We start from the raw sequence: 17,572 nt of genomic DNA on the forward strand, positions 1-17,572 counted from the left end.
CGCTCGCCTGTAACGTACTCACTTATTTCACCTGCCGCTCCATGTGTCTTGAGGGTTGTACAGGGTATTCGGCGCTGCGGGCCGTTTGGATCGGTGTGCGTGCGGTCACGAATCCAGTGCAGCGACAAAAACCGATCCAGCCTCGGGCGATGGAAAAAACTTTTTTCCATCCGGACCCATCCGACCGGAAACGTGATCCGAAGCACCTGTGTCCCCTTCCGGGGAAGCGACCACATCACTTGCAGTTGTATGAGGAGATTTTTCAAATGAACAAGACACTTCGCTACATGGCAGTCCCCACCCTGGCCCTCGGCGCACTGGCTCTCTCCACCGCTCCGGCCATGGCTCATGACGGTCCGCACTCCTACCAGTCCACCCTGGGGCAGATCAACGGCAGCTCGGCATCAGGAACCATCACCGTGGACGTCAACGGCAATGAAGCCCACGCGGTGCTGCAGGTCTCCGGCCTGGCCGAAACCTTCATGGACGCGCCGTACCCGCACGTCCAGCACATCCACGGCGGCGCCCAGGGCACCTGCCCGGACCCTTCCGTTGATGCAGACGGCAACGGCGTCATCTCCACCACCGAAGGCGCCCCGAACTACGGCGGCATCGTCACCACCCTCTCCACCAGCGGTGACACCAGCCCCGCAGCCGGCCTTGACCTTAAGGTCGCCGGTCAGGGCGGCAGCTACACCATCGACAGGACGTTCGAGCTGAACGCCGAAACCAAGGCAGCCCTCGAAGCCGGCACCGCCGTCGTCGTTGTCCACGGCCTTGATCCCGCCACACTGACCAAGGCAGGCGCCGAAGCCAAGAGCGATCTGGTTCCGGAACTGCCCCTGGCCGCTACCTCACCCGCTCTGTGTGGGACCCTGACCGAAGGAATGGCCATGCCTGTTGGCGGCGCTGACACCGGCGTCACCGAGACCGGTACCGACACCGGCACCCTGGCACTGGGTGGCGGACTGGTTCTGGCCGCACTTGCCGGCGGAGCCTACGTCATCCGTCGCCGCACCGCCGTAGCCTAAGCCCCTCCCAGGACTGGTTACCATGAGGAAGATTCCCGGCCGCCGCGGAGGCCCTGTTGCCTCCGCGGCGGCCGGGGCTCTGCTCCTGCTGGCGCTGGCCGGTTGCGGCAGCGCAATGCCCGACGCCGGAGCCGCGCCTACCGCCTCCGCTTCAGTTTCTGCGGAACCGGCTACGCCGTCGGCCCCCGCTCCCACCACCCCTCCACCTGCTCCGGCAGCCGCCCCCGCTCCGGCGAAGCCGCCTGTTCTGGCGGAATCGGCACCGGTCACGGTGGCTATTCCTTCGATTGGCCTCCGCAACGACCTGATCCATTTGGGTCTGCGGGAGAACGGCTCCCTTGAGGTTCCGCAGGATACCGGCAGCGGAGCACCCGCCAGCTGGTACACCGGGTCACCCACACCGGGGGAGCGCGGACCCTCCGTACTGCTGGGCCACGTGAATGCCTTAGGCGGAGCCAAAGGTGTTTTCGCGGACCTGCGGCAGCTGACGCCGGGGGCCGAGATCAACGTGACCCGCGTTGACGGCAGCGTTGCGGTGTTCACCGTGGACCGCGGGGCGCTGTACAGCAAAAACAGCTTTCCCACCTTCGAGGTCTACGGCAACACGCCAGGATCCGAGCTGCGGCTCATCACCTGCGACGGCTACGACGCCGCCACCGGCCTCTTCAACGACAACTACGTGATCTACGCCAAGCTCAAGGCCTGACAACACACTGTCCCCCCTGATTAGGGTGCGTGGCAAAGGATGGACATGGAAATGAACAACCGTAAGCACGCACTGGTCTTGTTGACCGCCGCGTCCCTGCTGCTCACAGGCTGTGCAGCAGGGTCCGGCGGAAATGGCGGGCACGACGGCGGACACGCTGCCCACGGCGCCGGCTCTGAGAGCCTCACCCCTGCAGGCTCCACCACGGCCGATGGCCCTATGGAGGCCTCCAAGATGGTTTGCGGGGACCAGGTGATGGGCAATGTAGTGTCCATCCTGGGCCTCGCCGAAGAACCGCACACCATCAATGACTGGGCCAACAGTACCTTCAGCTGCACGTACCACCTTGACCAGGGGGACCTGGACATCACCGTTCAGGAAGCCAAGGATGAGGCTGCAGCCCTTGAGTACTTTGACGCAATGCAGGCCCTGGCCAAGGAGGCCGAGCCCATTAAGGGGCTGGCGAACCTGGGCTTTCCGGCCTACGAAACTGCTGACGGCTCTGCGGTGTTCCAGAAGGACCGGATGATCCTGCAGGTGAACGCCTCCGACTTGCCCAACGAGCTGGGTCCGGAGAAAATCACCAAGAATGCCTTCGCCTACCAGCTGTCCACCACCATCCTCGGCTGCTGGATTGAGCACCCCTAGGGTTTGCGCTCTGATTCATTCCCCGCTGGAGGGGACGACGGCGGGCGACCGGTTCGAAACCGGCCGCCCGCCGTCGTGCTTCCTGCCCTAAGGCTTGGCCTTTTTACTTGGCCTGCAAGCCGGGGACGCCGTCGAGGATCTCGTAGGAGGCCTTGGTGGAGACGGGGGCACCTGGAGTGGTCACGTGGCTCACCACCCGGAAATCCGCCTGCATGAAGTCCTTGGTGATGGTGGTGTTCACGTAGCCGCGGTTGTCGTTGTAGAACTTCAAGTGCGGGTTCCACGCCATGACCGGGTCCACAGTGGATCCGGAGCCGTTTCCGGTGGACGTGATGGACGTGCACACCAGTTCGGAGCCGACCACCGGGGACTCGGGATCCTTGTAGTCGATTTTGACGTCGGCAGCCCAGTTGCGGTGCACGTCGCCGGTCAGCACGACGGCGTTACGCACGTTCGCGTCCACCCAGCCCTGCGTGATCCTCCGCCTGGAAGCGGCGTAGCCATCCCACCCGTCCATGGAGACGTCGTCGACTGCGGGATCCATGGCGCGGTCGCGTTCGGTGAAGAACACCTGCTGGCCGAGGATGTCCCAGCGCTGGGTGGAATTCTCGAAGCCGTTCAGCAGCCACTGTTCCTGCTCCGCGCCGGTGATGGTGCGGTTCTCGGCCAGGCGTTCGGCCACGTTTTTCTTCCAGCCGTCGCCGGCGAGCTGGTCATCGCGGTACTGACGGGTGTCCATCATGTGGAAGTTAGCCAGTTGGCCCCACTGGAGCGTGCGGTAGATCTTCATATCGAAACCGGCCGGCACCGAGGACGTGCGCAGCGGCATGTTCTCGTAGTACGCCTGGAAGGCTGCAGCCCGGCGCTGGCGGAAGCGCTCGGTGGTGTCGTTCAGCTGGTTGGCGTCACGGTTCTCCGGGATCTCATCGGCCCAGTTGTTATCCACCTCGTGGTCATCCCACACCACCAGCCACGGTGCCACGGCATGCGCTGCCTGCAGATCGGCGTCGGACTTGTACTGCGCATGGCGCTGGCGGTACCCGGCAAGTGTGGTGGTCTCCGGACCTTCGTGGTCGCGCGGATTGCCGCCGCCGATCACGTAGCTGTCCTTCTTGTATTCGTAGAGGTAGTCACCCAGGTGCAGGACCAGATCCGGGTGGTCCTGGGCCAGGTGGCGGTAAGCGGTGAAGTAGCCGTGCTCGTACTGTGAGCAGCTGGCGAAGGCCATGGCGAGGGCCGCCGGTGTTTCGTGCAGGGCGGGGCTGGTCATGGTGCGGCCGACGGCGCTGAGATGCCGTCCGGCGCGGAACCGGTAGTAGTACTCGCGGCCGGGCTGCAGTCCGCGCAGTTCCACGTGCACTGAGTGGCCGCTCTCGATTCGTGCGCGCTCGACGCCGCGCGCCACCACCTTCCGCATTCCTTCGTCTTCGGCGACTTCCCACGCCACAGTGACGCTGCGGTTGGGCATGCCGCCCAGGCCGTCCTCGGCGAGCGGGTTCAGGGCGAGGCGGGTCCAGAGGACAAAGCCGTCAGGCCACGGCTCGCCCGAGGCGATGCCAAGCGTAAAGGGGTCAGTTTTGAGGCCGGAATCTTCGGCGGTGGAAACCGCGACGGCGGCACCGGGTACCGCGGCGACGATGCCGGCGCCGAGGCCAACAGAGAGCAGGGACCTGCGTGAAATGTTTTCCATGGATTCGACCGTATGCAGGCAGATTGGACGCCTGCCGACGACCAAGTGAATCGAATATGAACGGAGGGCCAGCATCAGGATGGCGCGATTTGTGAAATTGCGGAGCCTCGTATTGGTGCTATTCGGTGTTCTTACGGGCGTTGGGTGAGCTTTGTTTTGGGCGCTTTGGGAGGCTTAGGAGGCAGGGTCGCGACATGCGTGAAAGCCTTGTTCACCCAGTCGGCCGTCTGTTCGCTGTAGTTCCCGTCCTGCCACGCTTTCGGCAGGCCGGTGTACTCTCCCAAGGGCCGCTCCTCAGGGCCGAAGGGAACGGTAGCTTCGCTGCTTTCCAGCTCTGCCCTGTCGGCGGGAGCCAGCCTGACGCCGACCACCGTGCCGAAAAGGCCGGCAAACATATTGCGGTTCACAAAGGCGCCCAGGTTGCCGAACATCGGCTTCACCACAACGTCCGGATGCTGAGGCATGGCCCGTAGGAAACGGTTCTTGTCTGCCTCGGACGCCTTGGGCATGTCCATCGTTGACTCCTTAGTGTGCCGCCGTCAGCCGCAGCTGTTGACCTGCCAGAAGAGTATGCCGAAGCTGCCGGTTCGGGAATAGGCTCATCCCTCCTCGGCACCGACCCCGGAAGTTAACCTCCCCGGCTATGGCTTCTGGGAGGAAGTCCTGTATAGTCATATTTGTTGTTGTGTTTATGCAGTGAGTAATTCAGGCAGTAAGCGCGGTCGAAAGTCCGCGTTCTTCTGAAGAAGCGGTTTTGAACACCCCACGCCGGAGGGCCCGAAAGTCGGGACTTTCCCTCCACCTTCAAGAAGGACAAAAATAATGGCTACTGGCACCGTCAAATGGTTTAACGCTGAAAAGGGCTTCGGCTTCATTTCCCCCGATGACTCCTCACAGGACGTTTTCGCACACTACTCTGCGATCAACTCCTCCGGCTTCCGCTCCCTCGAAGAGAACCAGAAGGTCTCCTTCGAAACCGAGCAGGGCCCCAAGGGTCCTCAGGCAACGAACATCCAGGCTATCTAATTTCCTAGATCTTCTGGAACCGTAAGGTTTCCGAGCAGGGCCGGTTCATTGCGAACCGGCCCTGCTTTTTGTTTAACTCGCAAGAGGGTGGGTGCGGGCAGAGCGCGACGGCGGCCACCACTATATTTTGCCTGCTTGACTTGCGCGCAGCGCCCGGGCTGTGGATAACTTTGAGAGGCCCAGCAGGCGCACGGTTACCCTTGCTTCAGCAGCTTTGCTTTTTCTACCTTGAGCTTTAACGGTCCTTCCGTTTCTCAATAATGTCTGGGGGACATTTATGAATATCCGTACTGCTCTTTCGTCCCGACCAAGAGGCCTGGTTGTGGCGTTCCTCGCCGCCGGCGCCTTGGTGCTGGCGGGCTGCCAGGGCGGAGAGGGCCCGGTAGCGGAGCCGACATCGACGTCGACTGCTGCCTCGGCGACTCCGACGCCTACGCCAACTCCGACCGCTGCCTACAAGCCGGCGGACGCTTCCGGCAAGGCCCAGAACGTTCCGGTTCCCGTGAAGCCTGCCCTGGCCGACGAGAACTCGAAGGCAGGGCTGGAGGCGTTCACGAAGTACTGGTTTGAGCTGCTGAACTACGGATACGAGACGGGTGACCTGACGAATTGGAGTGCTCTGTGGCGCTCCGGCTGCGACTATTGCTCCAACATCAAAGCGAACATTGATGAAAGTTATGAGCCAGGAGGATGGCAAGCAGGCGCTCTGATAACCCTAGGGAGCGTGGAGACGGAGTTCGCGCCTTCGAAACCTACGCAGCAAGTAGCCGTTCAGGTCATTCAGGAGCCCACCACTTATTATTCGCCAAGTGGTACTGAACAGAAGCCGGCAAGCTCAGCGGGCAATAGCGCTGTTGTGGTAATTGCGACCTACAACGGCGGCTGGTCGGTCGATGGCATGCACCCACTGCGATAGGGCCTGAGAGTGAAGTCCTTATTCTCATTCACTTTGGCGCTTCTGCTACTTGTACTTGCGACTATTGTCCCTGCCGTTGCCGAAGGGCCAGCCAAGTCCTCCTCAGGTGGACAATTCGACAACGCCGGTAAGGGCATAGTCGTTTGGACTCTGAACCCCGTGACGGGCGAAATGGTTGAAGCCGCCCCTGGCGCGCCAGTCAACGACGATCCCAATCGGTACGACTACATCTTCGCCTGCCAGGTTGGCGAAGACACCCTCCATGCGAATTGCGACAGAACACAATGCCCTCCGCGTGAGGATGGCACCGAAGGCACGTTGGTTATTTGGCGGTACGCGCCAAAATCCATTGCAAATCCAACCTGGACCGAGTGGACCGCTATGGGCGGCCCCACCTGCCTCTATGACAGCCAGCCTGAAGACGTTCTGCCCCGCATCGCCGCCCGAATTCTTGAGGACTTCCGCAATCTTCCAGTAGCGGCTGGCGTCATTTCAGCCCAGCCGTCCCCGCACACCCTCGTCGGTGCGGAGACCAACGTTTTTGCTAGCGCCGCTGAGCAGCAGTTCGACGTCACCATCCTCGGCCAGCAGGTCCACCTCACAGCAACACCCGCCCAGTACACGTTCAACTACGGCGACGGCACCACTCTCGGACCCAGTGCAACGCACGGCGGCCCCCTCCCGGAAGCTGAATGGGGAACCAAAACCCGTACCAGCCATGCGTACAGCACCACCGGTAACTTCGACGTCACCGTCACCACGTCATTTACAGGGACCTACTCCGTGAACAACGGTCCAGCGCTCCCGATCACGGGCACGGGTGAGTTTACGTCGGCTCCGCAGACGCTTCAGGTCTGGCGCTCGGTCACCAGGAACTACGCGGACGACTGCAACGTCAATCCGCTGGGTGAAGGCTGCCGGACCAGGTAACCTGCAATTCCCTCCGCCTATTCACCTTGCCGTCGCCACGGGTTCACCGGGCCCGGCCACGATAGGTGCATGACTGCTTTCAATCGCCGCACCGTCCTGAAGGGAGCGCTGGCAGCCGCCGGTGCCGCCGTCGTTCCTGCAACTGCCGCCACAGCAGCCAATCGCCCGCCGGCCGTTCCGCTGGTCCGCAACCGGCTCACCCTCCCGTACGGTATTGCCACGGGCGACGTCACCACCAGTTCCGGTGTGCTCTGGTCGCGTGCCTCCGGTGCGGGCCGGCTGGTGGCGAACCTTCTGGCCGTTGACGACGCCGGTACGCCCCTTCGCGGAGGCCGCGCCTTCCACCGGGTACTTCGCGGCACCACCGCAAGTGAGGCATCGGACTTCACCTCCAAAATCCTGGCTGAGCGGTTGCCCGGCGGCACCCGGTTCGACCTCTCTCTGAGCTTCGAGGACGCGGACGGCTACGCGGGCGAAACGGTGAAGGGCATGTTCACCACCGCCCCTGACATGTCCGCGATGAAGCGGGACAGGACACCCCGGCGCCAGAGCTTCGTCTGGTCCGGCGACACCGCCGGCCAGGGCTGGGGCATCAACGAAGCCATCGGCGGCATGCGCGGTTACGCTGCCATGCACGCCACCCGCCCGGATTTCTTCATCCACTCCGGCGACACGATTTACGCGGACAACCCCATCGCTGCCCAGGTCATCGAGCCGGACGGGCAGATCTGGCACAACCTGGTCACCGAGGAAGTGTCCAAGGTGGCCGAAACCCTCAACGAGTTCCGTGGCCGGCACCGCTACAACCTCATGGATGCCAACGTCCGGGCCATGTACGCAGAGGTTCCGGTCATCGCCCAGTGGGATGACCACGAGACCCACAACAACTGGTACCCGGGCGAGATCATCGCCGACGCCCGCTACACCGAGCGGAACGTGGACGTCCTCGCCGCACGCGGCCGCCAGGCCTGGCAGGAGTACCAGCCGATCGCCCAGCTCAGCGACGGCAGCACCGGCTTCGAGCCGGCCCGCATCTACCGCAAAATCTCCCGCGGCCCCCAGTTGGACATCTTTTGCCTGGACATGCGCAGCTTCAAAGACCCCAACACGGACGGCAAGGAAGCTGACCTCACCGCCATCCTCGGCCAGGAGCAGGCCGACTGGTTGATCAAGGAGGTCAGCCGCTCGCGGGCAACCTGGAAGGTGATCTCTGCAGACCTGCCGCTGGGGCTGATCGTGCCGGACGGCGCCGCACAGGAATCACTGGCCAACGCGGACAACGGCGCGCCGGCGGGCAAGGAGCTGGAGATCGCCCGGGTGCTCGCAGCGTTCAAGCGCAACCGGGTTAAAAACATCGTGTGGCTCACGGCCGACGTCCACTATTGCGCCGCCCACCACTACGCACCCGAACGCGCCGCGTTCCGTGACTTCGATCCGTTCTGGGAGTTCGTGGCCGGGCCCATCAACGCAGGTACGTTCGGACCAAGCGGCCTGGACGGCACCTTTGGTCCCGAGGTTGCGTTCTTCAAAGCCGGCGCCTACGCGAACCAATCGCCACGCACGGGTACCAGCCAGTACTTCGGCCACGTGGACCTGGACGAAGACGACGTCTTCACCGTTACCCTCCGCGACGCCACCGGCGCCGTCCTCTGGGGCAAGTCGCTGAACCCCGAGCGCTAAGTGTTACCGCTGCGTCCAACGCGGTCCGGTGGACGCAGCGGAACACTGCCCGGTCATCCTGCGTTGTACCAGCAGGTAGCTGTACCGGCAGATGTCCGTGTGTATGCGCTGCGGCTACCGGCCTAGCAGAGGAAGTTCATGGAGCAGAGAACCATCGTCATCACCGGAGCCAGCGACGGCATCGGAGCAGCAGCTGCACGTACGTTTTCCAAGGCTGGCGACAAGGTGGTGATCGTGGGCCGCTCTGAGACTAAGACCAAAGCCATCGCCACTGAACTGAATGCCGACTACTTCCTGGCAGATTTCTCTGAGCTGGCCCAGGTCCGTGCCCTGGCTTCGCAACTGCAGGAAAACTACCCGCGAATTGACGTCCTGGCCAACAACGCCGGAGGCATCATGGGTAAGCACCAGCTCACCATCGATGGCCACGAAAGCACTTTCCAGGTCAATCATCTGGCCCCGTTCCTGCTCACCACGCTGCTGATGGATAAGCTGCTCGCCAGCTCCGCCAGGATCATCAACACCTCAAGCGCCGCCAACGGCTTTGGCCACCTGGACCTGTCGGACCTCGCCTCCGAACGCAAATACAGCACCAACCGCGCCTACGGCACCGGCAAGCTGGCCAACATCCTCTTTACCTCCGAGCTCCACCGCAGGTTCGGCCCGGGAACCTCAGGCGGAAACTCAATTACGACGGCGGCGTTCCACCCCGGGGTGGTGCGCACCAGTTTCGCCAGTGAGTCCAGCAGCGCCATGCGGCATATCTACACTACGCTGCTCAATCGCTTCATGCTCAGCCCGGATGAGGGAGCGGACACCCTGATCTGGCTGGTCAACGGAACTGCCGGCACGGATTGGGTGTCCGGCGCGTACTACGCGAAGCGTGCCCTGGCGAAGGCAAACAAACAGGCTTACGACGCTGACCTCGCCCGCGTCCTGTGGGAGCGCAGCGCGGAGCTGGTCAGGGCCTGACCCCACGCTTCGAAAGGCGGCTGACCCGCAAGGGGTTTGCAGGGCCTGCCGTCCAGGGAATGGTCAGGAGGCCAGCAGGCCGTAGGTGCTGACGAGGTTCCCGTTGCTGGTGCGGTACTCATCGTGCAGGGTCAGCCTGGTCTGCGGATCGCCGGGTTCGAACAACCGGCGTCCGCTGCCGGCGATTACGGGATGCGTCATCAGCGTCAGTGAATCAAGCAGCCCGGCAAAGAGGAGTTGACGCGTCACTGAAATGCTCCCGCACACAGCGATCTCGCCGCCGTCGGACTCCTTCAACCTGGCCACGAACTCTACCAAGGGGGCATCCATCAGGTGCGAGTTCTCCCACTCGAGCGGGCCGGTCAGGCTGGTTGACGCGACATACTTGGGAACAGGATTGATGAAGCCTGCGAAGTCCTGGTCCACAGGAGCCGTAGGCCAGTAGCCGGCCCACTCCTGGTAGCTCACCCGGCCCAGCACCACACTGTCAACCCGGCGCATCATCTCGTCCATGCCGTTGCCCAGTTCGTCGTCGAAGGAATCGAACTGCCACAGGAAAGGATCGGACACCACGCCGTCCACCGAATGGAACAGGCCGGCTGTTAACTTACGCATAAGAATCCTCTACGGACGGGATCAACGGTCAGCTTCACCCTAAAGGGCCGCAGAGGTCCGCGGAAGGGGCGCAGCAACACCAGCCCCGGTACCCAGGCCGCGCACTGTCCACCCGGCAGCACGCCAGGCAGCGGCATCGAGGACGTTGCGGGCATCCAGTATCGCCCGGCGTCGCACCAGACTGCCTGCGGTGACGGGGGAGAGCGCCCGGTATTCATCCCATTCCGTCAGCAGCAGCACCAGCTCGGCACCGTCAAGGGCCCGCTGCGTTGACTGCTCGAAGCGCAGCTGCGGGAAGCGCATCCACGCGTGGTTGATGGCTTTCGGGTCCGTCACCGTTACATGGGCGCCGGCCTCGGCAAGTTGCAGGGCAACGTCCAGGGCGGGGGAATCGCGGATGTCGTCGGTATCTGGTTTGAAGGCCGCGCCCAGCACCGTCACCATCCGGCCGGAAACCGATCCGCCGCACAGCGAGGCTGCGAGCCCGGCCGTCCGTGAGCGCTGGCCCAGGTTGATTGAATCCACCACGCCCATCCACTCCTCCACAGACGACACACCCAGTTCAAGGGCCTGGGTACGGAAACTGCGGATGTCCTTGGGCAGGCAGCCACCGCCAAAGCCCAGACCGGCGTGCAGGTACCGGCCGCCGATCCGCGGATCCATGCCCATCGCCTCGCCCAGTTCGGTCACATCGGCGCCTGACGCGTCGCACAGTTCGGCCATGGCATTGATGAAGCTGACCTTCGTGGCCAGGTACGCGTTCGACGCCGATTTGATCAGCTCGGCCGTAGCGAAGTTGCACACCAGGCGGGGAATTCCGGCGTGCAGCAGCGGTTCGTAGACCGCGTCCAGCGCCGCAGTGACACCGCGCGGCGCTCCGCTTACAGGATCCAGTCCGGCGTCCTTCCCGCCGTCGACGCCGTACACCAGCCGGTCCGGCACCAGGGAATCCTTCACCGCTGTGCCCTGCCGCAGGAACTCCGGGTTCCAGCCCAGCCGCACGTCCGGCCGCGCCGCCAGGACCCCGCGCAACCGCTCCACGGTGCCCACCGGAACCGTTGATTTGCCGACGACGACGGCGCCCGCGGCCAGGTGCGGGAGCAGCGCCTCGGTGGCGGAGAACAGGTAGCTGAGGTCGGCGCCGTCGGACGTTTTGGACTGCGGCGTCCCCACGCACAGAAAGTGCACCTGGGCGGCGGCCGCGTCGGCGAAGTCGGTGGAGAACCGGAGCCGGCCGGTAGCGCGTCCTTCCCCGAGGAGCTCTTCCAACCCAGGTTCGAAGAACGGTGCGAAGCCGCGGCCCAAGTGGTCCACCTTGCCGGCGTCGACGTCGATGCCCACCACGGTGTGACCCATCGAGGCCAGTGTTGCCGCGTGGACGGCACCCAGGTAGCCGCAGCCGATAACGGAAATCCTCATGTCAGTTCCTCACGTCCTGCCGGGCAGGCAGCGAAGCCGCCTCCGGCTTGGGGAAGGCCGGCCCAGGGAAGACCGGCTTAGGGAAAACGGCCGTTCGAACTGCCGGACCGCCCACAGCGACCACATGCTCCTGCAGCGCACGTCCGGCGATCACGTCCTTGTAGTGCTCCACCAGGTCGGCGCTGAGGGCGGGCCAGGTCCGGCCCTGAACCGAATCATGGGCCGCAGCAGCGAAAGCCCGGCGCTTGGCGTCATCGCCAATCAGGTCCTCCACATGGCCGCGCAACGCAGCGAGGTTCCCAGGTTCGTAAAGCCAGCCCGTGCGCGAATTCTCCACGAGGTCCAAGGGCCCGCCCCGCCCGGTCGCCACCACCGGCACACCCGATGCCATGGCTTCCTGGATGGTCTGGCAGAACGTTTCGAGCTCGCCGGGATGGACGAAGAGGTCGAACGATGCCACGGTCCTGGCCAGCGCCTCCCCGCCCAGAAAACCGGTAAACACGGCCCCTGGCAACACTTCCTCAAGGGCAGTGCGTTGCGGCCCGTCGCCCACAATGACCAGTCTGGTGCCAGGTATCCCGGCCAGGGCGGCCAGGTCCTCCACCTGCTTTTCGACGGCGAGCCGGCCTACATAGCCGATGATCCGCTCACCGTCAGGGGCCACCGAAGCCCGCCAGCCGTCGTCGCGCTTGTCCGGGCTGAACCGCTCAGTATCAACCCCACGGCGCCACATTCCCACCCTCAGAATTCCCCGGCCGCGCAGCTGGTTCAGCGCGAACGTGGAGGGCACCAGGGTCCGGGTGGCCATCAGATGGATGTTCTCCACCCGGTTCCAGGCCCAATTCTCCAGGAACGGAACGCCGTAGCGGGCCGCGTAGCTGGGCACCTCGGTCTGATAAATGGCCACGCTGGGGATGCCCAGCTGGTGGGCGGCCTGGACTGCCCGCCAGCCCAGCACGAACGGCGACGCAAGGTGGACAACATCAGGTGCGTAGTCGGCAAGGATTCGCTTGACCCGGCTCACACCACCCATCGCCACGCGCACGTTCGTATACCCGGCCAGCGGAACAGCGGGCACCCGGTGGATAAGGGCCCCGGTAACAACATCGGAAGCGGCTGAATCCTGGGTGGATGGTGCGATCACCAGGACGTCGTCGCCCCGTTCCTGCAGATGGTCCAGTACCCGCAGGATGGAGTGCGTAACCCCGTTCATCAACGGCAGGAATGATTCGGCAACAATTGCGATCCTCACCCCTCCACGGTGCGATCCGGGGCTGACGCGGCGGGGGAAAGGGCGTGACGCCGAGGGAAAGCTTCGGTGAACAGCTGGCTTGGCCGGCGAGCAGGCGCGGGCCTTTCGCTGTCCTTCCAGAGTGGCCCATGGGCACTTCTCCCCACCGACAGACAGGGAATTCTCTGGTGAACTGGGACGATCATGACAGCCCGCCGAATCCTCCGCCTCCTGCTGGCGCCAGCCCTCGTGCTGCTGGCCGCCGGCTGCAGCGTCGAGGTCCCGATGCCGGCCAACGACTCAGTCGGAATGCTCCAGCTCAGCGACCAGCGTGCAGCAGTTCCGGCACCAGGTGCCGTCCCGCCGTCGGGCATTCCTTCCGTGACCCCGTCCGGCGCGCCCGACCTAACGGCGCCCGCATCCCGGCCGCTGAACCGGGCCGAGCAGATGCTGCCGCAGGTCAACATAAAACCGTGGGCAGGGAGCCTGCCGGTGGTGGTGCAGTCGCCGGCCAAGGACATGCAGTGTTCCATCGACAGGGACGGGGCCGCCTGCTACCTGCTGACCGAGGTTGCCCCGCGGCCGGCTGACCTGAAGGGTTTGTGCACGGGAACGGAGCAGTACTACGGCGGTTACGCAGTAGTCACGGGCCAGGCAGGGTCCCAATACGGCATCTGCGGGCACGGTGTATCGCCCATGGAGCGGGAAACGGCCGCAGGGCAGACGTTTGCCGGGCCCATGATTGACGACGGCCAGACTGTGCGGATTGGGAACATGGTCTGTGAACGCGCCCCGGAGTCCATGAAATGTGCTCACCTTCGGACCGGCCAGGGCTTCATGATCAGCGCCTCGGATTACGAGTTGTGGTAGATCGATCGTTGCCCAAGCGGCCCTCCTCAGAGGTGCGTTGAAGCCCCGGCCGTGGTCCCTTCCGTGACACCATGGAAACCGATGAAACTGCGTGCTGATCAAACCGGAGACCGTGGCCTGCCCATGCCCTTGTGGCTGCAGGGAGCCCTCGAATCCGCGCAGGCAGCCATCATCTCAGCCATTATGGTTGCCGCCCCGATTGCGCTCGTCTGGCTGACCGGCGGCTTCGCCAGCCAGCAGCCGGACTTTGTGGCCAGGCTGGCAGGCCAGGCGTGGCTGCTGATCCACGCGGTGCCGATGGAGCTCGCGGCCTTTGGTGGAGCGGCCACCGCCCAAGGCATGGGCGGAACGCTGTCCCTGGTTCCGCTGGGCCTGACCCTCCTTCCGTTCCTGCTGGCATGGCGCGCCGGCCGCAGACTGGCCCGCGCGTCCTACACCGACCAGCTGTGGCAGGCCCTCCTGGGCTCGTGGGCCGTCTATTCCGCCTTCGGAGCCGCCACCGGATTTGTCTGCCGGACGGCCGACGTCACGATTAATCTCTGGTTCGCCATGCTGATGCCGCTCATCCCGTTCGCGCTGGGGATGGTGGTGGGCGCCCGCCGCGAAGCCGGCTCGTGGAGCCGGCTAATCGGCGTCGATGCCGTGGACTGGATAGCGGCCACCAGCCAGCATTCTCGCTGGGCCGGTTCATACCTTTCCTCGGCGGCGAAGGCCGGTTTCGTGGCGGTCATGGCGGCGCTGGCACTGTCCTCGGCCCTGCTGGTAGTGGACCTGTTTGTCCACTGGAACCTGATCATCTCGGTCTATCAGGCGCTCGACGCCGGTGTTGCCGGGGGTGCCGTGCTTACCATGGCGCAGCTCGGCTTCCTCCCCAACCTTGCCGTGTACGCGTTGGCGTGGGTGTCCGGTTCCGGGTTCATGCTGGGCATGGGCTCGCAACTCGGGGCGCTTGGAACCGCAACGGGACCACTCCCGTCCATACCGCTGCTGGCCGCGATCCCGGCAGGAAGCCTGGATTACGGCTTCGTAGCGCTGGTGGTGCCAGTCCTGGCCGGAATGCTTGGCGGTTGGTGGTTCCTGCGCGAAGGTGAGAATCACTTTGACGAGTGGCTGGCTATCAAGGTGGATGCCCGCTGGTTCACCGCGTCCGCGTCCACCCTTGCCCTCGGGGCGATCATCGGGGTGGTTGCCGGTGCCTTGTCGGCGCTGTTGGCCTGGATCGCCGGCGGCTCGGTGGGCATCGGCCGGCTGACGCAGATCGGCCCGGACCCGGTGTGGATGGGGATCTGGATTGCTGCGGAAGTGGGTATCGGCGTCGTCATTGGCTATGCTGCCGGGCCGTGGCTCGAACGCCGGCAACTGGTCCAGGAGGCCGGGCTTCTTAACGCGTGAGCCGCCGTCGTGCAGGTCTCTAAAGTCAGCGGACCTGCGAGGGCAGCGCGTCTTCGAGCTGGATCCGGCACGTGGATGCAGCTTTTTGGGTCAGTGCCGAGCGGGCGCACTCCTGGTATTCGGTGATGGCCGTGAAGAACAGCGCGGTTACCAGCACCAGCAGCACCATAACAGCGGAGAGCACCAGGCCGGCGATAGTTCCGAACAGCACCAGCCGGGACTCTTTAGACCTGGCCGACCGCACCAGCAGGACGATTCCCAAAGCAATGCTCACCACCGTCAGCACGGCGGAAAGCCACAGGTAATTGACGTCCAGCTGGAAGATGAAAAACGAGCCCAGGACGGTCAGGATGAAGACCCGGAACAGCCTGTGGGTGGTCATCCGGGACGCCTTGGCAGCTTCGCTAAGCGGTTCTTTAGTGCGCGGGGAACCGGCCGGATCCGGGGTGTTGTTCATGTTTTCCAGCCTACGCGAGCCTGCCATTAAGCTTGACCAATGCGCATCGTAGTCCTTGTTTCCGGAACCGGCTCCAATCTCCAGGCCGTCATCGACGCCGTTCAGTCGGGAGAACTGCCTGTGCAGATCGCCGCCGTGGGAGCGGACAGGTCTGGCACGTACGGCGTGGAGCGGTCTGCGGCCGCCGGGATCCCCACATTTGTTGTGGACTTCAAGGACTATCCGGAGCGGGCCGACTGGAACGCCGCGCTGACGCAGGCCGTGGCTGCGTACTCCCCGGACGTCGTCGTGTCTTCAGGATTCATGCGGATCGTCAGCCCGGCGTTCATCGATGCCTTCCAGGGCCGGTATCTCAACACCCATCCCGCCCTGTTGCCGTCTTTCCCCGGCGCGCACGGCGTCCGCGATGCGCTGGCGTACGGCGTAAAGGTGACCGGCTGCACGGTGCACTGGGCGGACGCCGGCGTGGACACCGGGCCAATCGTCGCCCAGGAAGCTGTGGCGGTTGAGCCGAACGACACCGAGGAAACCCTGCACGAACGTATCAAGGTGGTGGAGCGGCGCCTGCTGGTGTCCACGTTGGCTGCACTGGCGGCTGAACCCTCCAGCTGATCGTGCTTACTGGCTGATTACTCCAGCCGCCGCTGCTTCGTTTCCGGCGAGAAGAACGCCATCCACATAACGGCAATGACCACCAGTCCGCCCGCCAGCACAAAGGATGTTGCCAGCCCCAGCTCAGGCCAGAAGTAGTTGGCAAACACCAGGGGACCAATTCCGGCCCCGATCCGGGAGAACGTGGAGGCCCAGCCAAAACCGGAACCGCGCAGTTCGGTGGGGTAGAGCTCGGAGACGTAGGTATACAGCACCGGGATGGCAATCTGGACCACAAAGCCGAACACCAGCAGCCAGAACACTGCGGCCGAGGGGATGTCCACCACAAAGGCCACGATCACCAGGGTCAACGCGGAGACTGGACCCGTGATGGCAAGGATCCACTTACGGCCAACCCGTTCCACCAGCAGGGCAGCAACTACAACGCCCAGAAGCCCGACGGCGGCCATGGACGCCGTGGTGACGAACGCCTTGTACTCGGCAAAGCCGGCGCCAATGAGGATCCGTGGCATCCAGGTCAGGGCCAGGTAGTAGACCAGCAGGATACTGAAAAACAGGGCCCACGAGGCGGCGGTGATTTTCCAGTTGAACGCCCATACAGCCCGCAGCTGCGTCCAGGCGCTTCCTGGCGAGAGCCGGGGGACTGACTGTGCGTCCGGCAGGCTGTAGGCGCGGGGAGCGGCGCCGGTTGCCTTGACCAGGCCATCAATGACCTCGGACGCTTCCTCCCGGCGGCCCTTGCGTATCAGGAACAGCGGGGATTCCGGGACGCTGCGCCGGACCCAGAACACCAGCAGCGCGGGCAGCACCATGACCAGCATGGTGAACCGCCAATCAGCGAACACGGCCATAATTCCGGCCGAGACAAAGCCCGCCAGAGCAGCGCCGATGGGCCACCAGCCGTCCATGGCCGTCAGGACCTTGCCGCGCTGCTTCCGCGGGGTGAACTCACCCACCAACGCGTAATCCACCGGAATGCAGCCACCCAGCCCGACGCCGGCCATGAACCGGAAGATGCAGAACCAGACGAAGTCGGGGGAGAACGCGCCCAGCACGGTGAAGAGCGAGAATATCAGCAAGGTGGCCGAGAACGCCTTTTTGCGCCCGATGGTGTCCGCGATGGTGCCCCACACAAATGCGCCCAGTGCCATGCCAATGAGATTGGACGTGGCGACCCAGCCGGCCTCACCCGGGGTCAGGGACCAGTGGCTGGACAGCAGCGGAATGAGGATACCGTTGAGCGTCACATCCCAGGCGTCAAACATAAAGCCGAGCCCGCCAATCAGGAAGATCCGCCCCTGAACCTTCCAGCGCCACGGCAATTCCTGGACAACCTGCTCACCACTGGGAACCGCGGTGTATGTGTTCATGTAAGCC

General features: G+C 64.1%; 18 protein-coding genes. 11 read left to right on the forward strand and 7 right to left on the reverse strand.

The genetic code is table 11. The annotated features are described in order from the left end of the window. The first annotated feature begins 266 nt into the window (after positions 1-266). The 3 genes from AC50X5_RS12545 to AC50X5_RS12555 are packed head-to-tail and all read left to right on the forward strand — an operon-like array spanning position 267 to position 2,385. Positions 267-1,031: a hypothetical protein gene (locus AC50X5_RS12545; protein WP_494976425.1), complete on the forward strand. Its 765-nt coding sequence runs from the start codon at positions 267-269 to the stop codon at positions 1,029-1,031. A 22-nt stretch (positions 1,032-1,053) separates the two neighbouring features. Beyond that, positions 1,054-1,737: a sortase domain-containing protein gene (locus AC50X5_RS12550; RefSeq protein ID WP_494976426.1), complete on the forward strand. Its 684-nt coding sequence runs from the start codon at positions 1,054-1,056 to the stop codon at positions 1,735-1,737. Positions 1,738-1,782: 45 nt separating this feature from the next. After that, entirely contained in the window at positions 1,783-2,385 is a 603-nt protein-coding gene (locus tag AC50X5_RS12555) for a hypothetical protein (RefSeq protein WP_494976427.1), read from the forward strand. Between the two features lie 103 nt (positions 2,386-2,488). Here the strand turns inward: AC50X5_RS12555 and AC50X5_RS12560 are convergent, their stop codons facing one another. Together AC50X5_RS12560 and AC50X5_RS12565 are read right to left on the reverse strand one after the other, a co-directional pair. After that, positions 2,489-4,075: an alkaline phosphatase D family protein gene (locus AC50X5_RS12560; protein ID WP_494976428.1), complete on the reverse strand. Its 1,587-nt coding sequence runs from the start codon at positions 4,073-4,075 to the stop codon at positions 2,489-2,491. Between the two features lie 131 nt (positions 4,076-4,206). Continuing rightward, positions 4,207-4,590, reverse strand: a complete 384-nt coding sequence (locus tag AC50X5_RS12565) for a TfoX/Sxy family protein (protein ID WP_494976429.1) — start codon at positions 4,588-4,590, stop codon at positions 4,207-4,209. A gap of 307 nt (positions 4,591-4,897) precedes the next feature. Here AC50X5_RS12565 and AC50X5_RS12570 point away from each other — a divergent pair, with 307 nt between their 5' ends. The 5 genes from AC50X5_RS12570 to AC50X5_RS12590 all read left to right on the forward strand — a co-directional run bounded on the left by AC50X5_RS12570 (position 4,898) and on the right by AC50X5_RS12590 (position 9,599). After that, entirely contained in the window at positions 4,898-5,101 is a 204-nt protein-coding gene (locus AC50X5_RS12570) for a cold-shock protein (protein WP_011690916.1), read from the forward strand. 322 nt (positions 5,102-5,423) lie between these two features. Continuing rightward, on the forward strand, positions 5,424-6,017 hold the full coding sequence (locus AC50X5_RS12575) for a DUF6318 family protein (RefSeq protein WP_494976430.1): 594 nt from the start codon (positions 5,424-5,426) through the stop codon (positions 6,015-6,017). Positions 6,018-6,398: 381 nt separating this feature from the next. Continuing rightward, a complete protein-coding gene (locus AC50X5_RS12580) occupies positions 6,399-6,947 on the forward strand; it encodes a hypothetical protein (protein WP_494976431.1) in 549 nt (182 codons plus the stop codon). Positions 6,948-7,016: 69 nt separating this feature from the next. Beyond that, complete coding sequence (locus AC50X5_RS12585) at positions 7,017-8,627, forward strand: alkaline phosphatase D family protein (RefSeq protein ID WP_494976432.1); 1,611 nt, start codon at positions 7,017-7,019, stop codon at positions 8,625-8,627. A 138-nt stretch (positions 8,628-8,765) separates the two neighbouring features. After that, complete coding sequence (locus AC50X5_RS12590; protein ID WP_494976433.1) at positions 8,766-9,599, forward strand: SDR family NAD(P)-dependent oxidoreductase; 834 nt, start codon at positions 8,766-8,768, stop codon at positions 9,597-9,599. A 63-nt stretch (positions 9,600-9,662) separates the two neighbouring features. Here AC50X5_RS12590 and AC50X5_RS12595 read toward each other — a convergent pair whose 3' ends face one another. Genes AC50X5_RS12595 through AC50X5_RS12605 form a run of 3 tightly spaced genes read right to left on the reverse strand, consistent with a single transcriptional unit; the run spans position 9,663 to position 12,885 of the window. Then, positions 9,663-10,214, reverse strand: coding sequence for a dihydrofolate reductase family protein (locus AC50X5_RS12595; RefSeq protein ID WP_494976434.1), 552 nt, complete (start codon positions 10,212-10,214; stop codon positions 9,663-9,665). 39 nt (positions 10,215-10,253) lie between these two features. Then, positions 10,254-11,633 carry a UDP-glucose dehydrogenase family protein gene (locus AC50X5_RS12600; RefSeq protein WP_494976435.1) on the reverse strand — a complete coding sequence of 460 codons (1,380 nt, stop codon included), beginning with the start codon at positions 11,631-11,633 and terminating at the stop codon, positions 10,254-10,256. A gap of 1 nt (position 11,634) precedes the next feature. Continuing rightward, positions 11,635-12,885, reverse strand: coding sequence for a glycosyltransferase family 4 protein (locus tag AC50X5_RS12605; RefSeq protein WP_494976436.1), 1,251 nt, complete (start codon positions 12,883-12,885; stop codon positions 11,635-11,637). Positions 12,886-13,068: 183 nt separating this feature from the next. Between AC50X5_RS12605 and AC50X5_RS12610 the strand changes: the two genes are divergently transcribed. Together AC50X5_RS12610 and AC50X5_RS12615 are read left to right on the forward strand one after the other, a co-directional pair. After that, positions 13,069-13,734 carry a hypothetical protein gene (locus AC50X5_RS12610; RefSeq protein WP_494976437.1) on the forward strand — a complete coding sequence of 222 codons (666 nt, stop codon included), beginning with the start codon at positions 13,069-13,071 and terminating at the stop codon, positions 13,732-13,734. 81 nt (positions 13,735-13,815) lie between these two features. Continuing rightward, complete coding sequence (locus tag AC50X5_RS12615; RefSeq protein ID WP_494976438.1) at positions 13,816-15,126, forward strand: cell division protein PerM; 1,311 nt, start codon at positions 13,816-13,818, stop codon at positions 15,124-15,126. 25 nt (positions 15,127-15,151) lie between these two features. Here the strand turns inward: AC50X5_RS12615 and AC50X5_RS12620 are convergent, their stop codons facing one another. Next, a complete protein-coding gene (locus AC50X5_RS12620; protein WP_494976439.1) occupies positions 15,152-15,583 on the reverse strand; it encodes a hypothetical protein in 432 nt (143 codons plus the stop codon). A gap of 39 nt (positions 15,584-15,622) precedes the next feature. On the opposite strand from AC50X5_RS12620, the gene purN reads away from it, so the two are divergent. After that, positions 15,623-16,195: a phosphoribosylglycinamide formyltransferase gene (purN, locus tag AC50X5_RS12625; RefSeq protein WP_494976440.1), complete on the forward strand. Its 573-nt coding sequence runs from the start codon at positions 15,623-15,625 to the stop codon at positions 16,193-16,195. Positions 16,196-16,212: 17 nt separating this feature from the next. Here purN and AC50X5_RS12630 read toward each other — a convergent pair whose 3' ends face one another. Further along, positions 16,213-17,565, reverse strand: coding sequence for an MFS transporter (locus tag AC50X5_RS12630; protein WP_494976441.1), 1,353 nt, complete (start codon positions 17,563-17,565; stop codon positions 16,213-16,215). Positions 17,566-17,572: the final 7 nt, after the last annotated feature.

This window comes from Pseudarthrobacter sp. MDT1-40-2 (assembly GCF_059383595.1).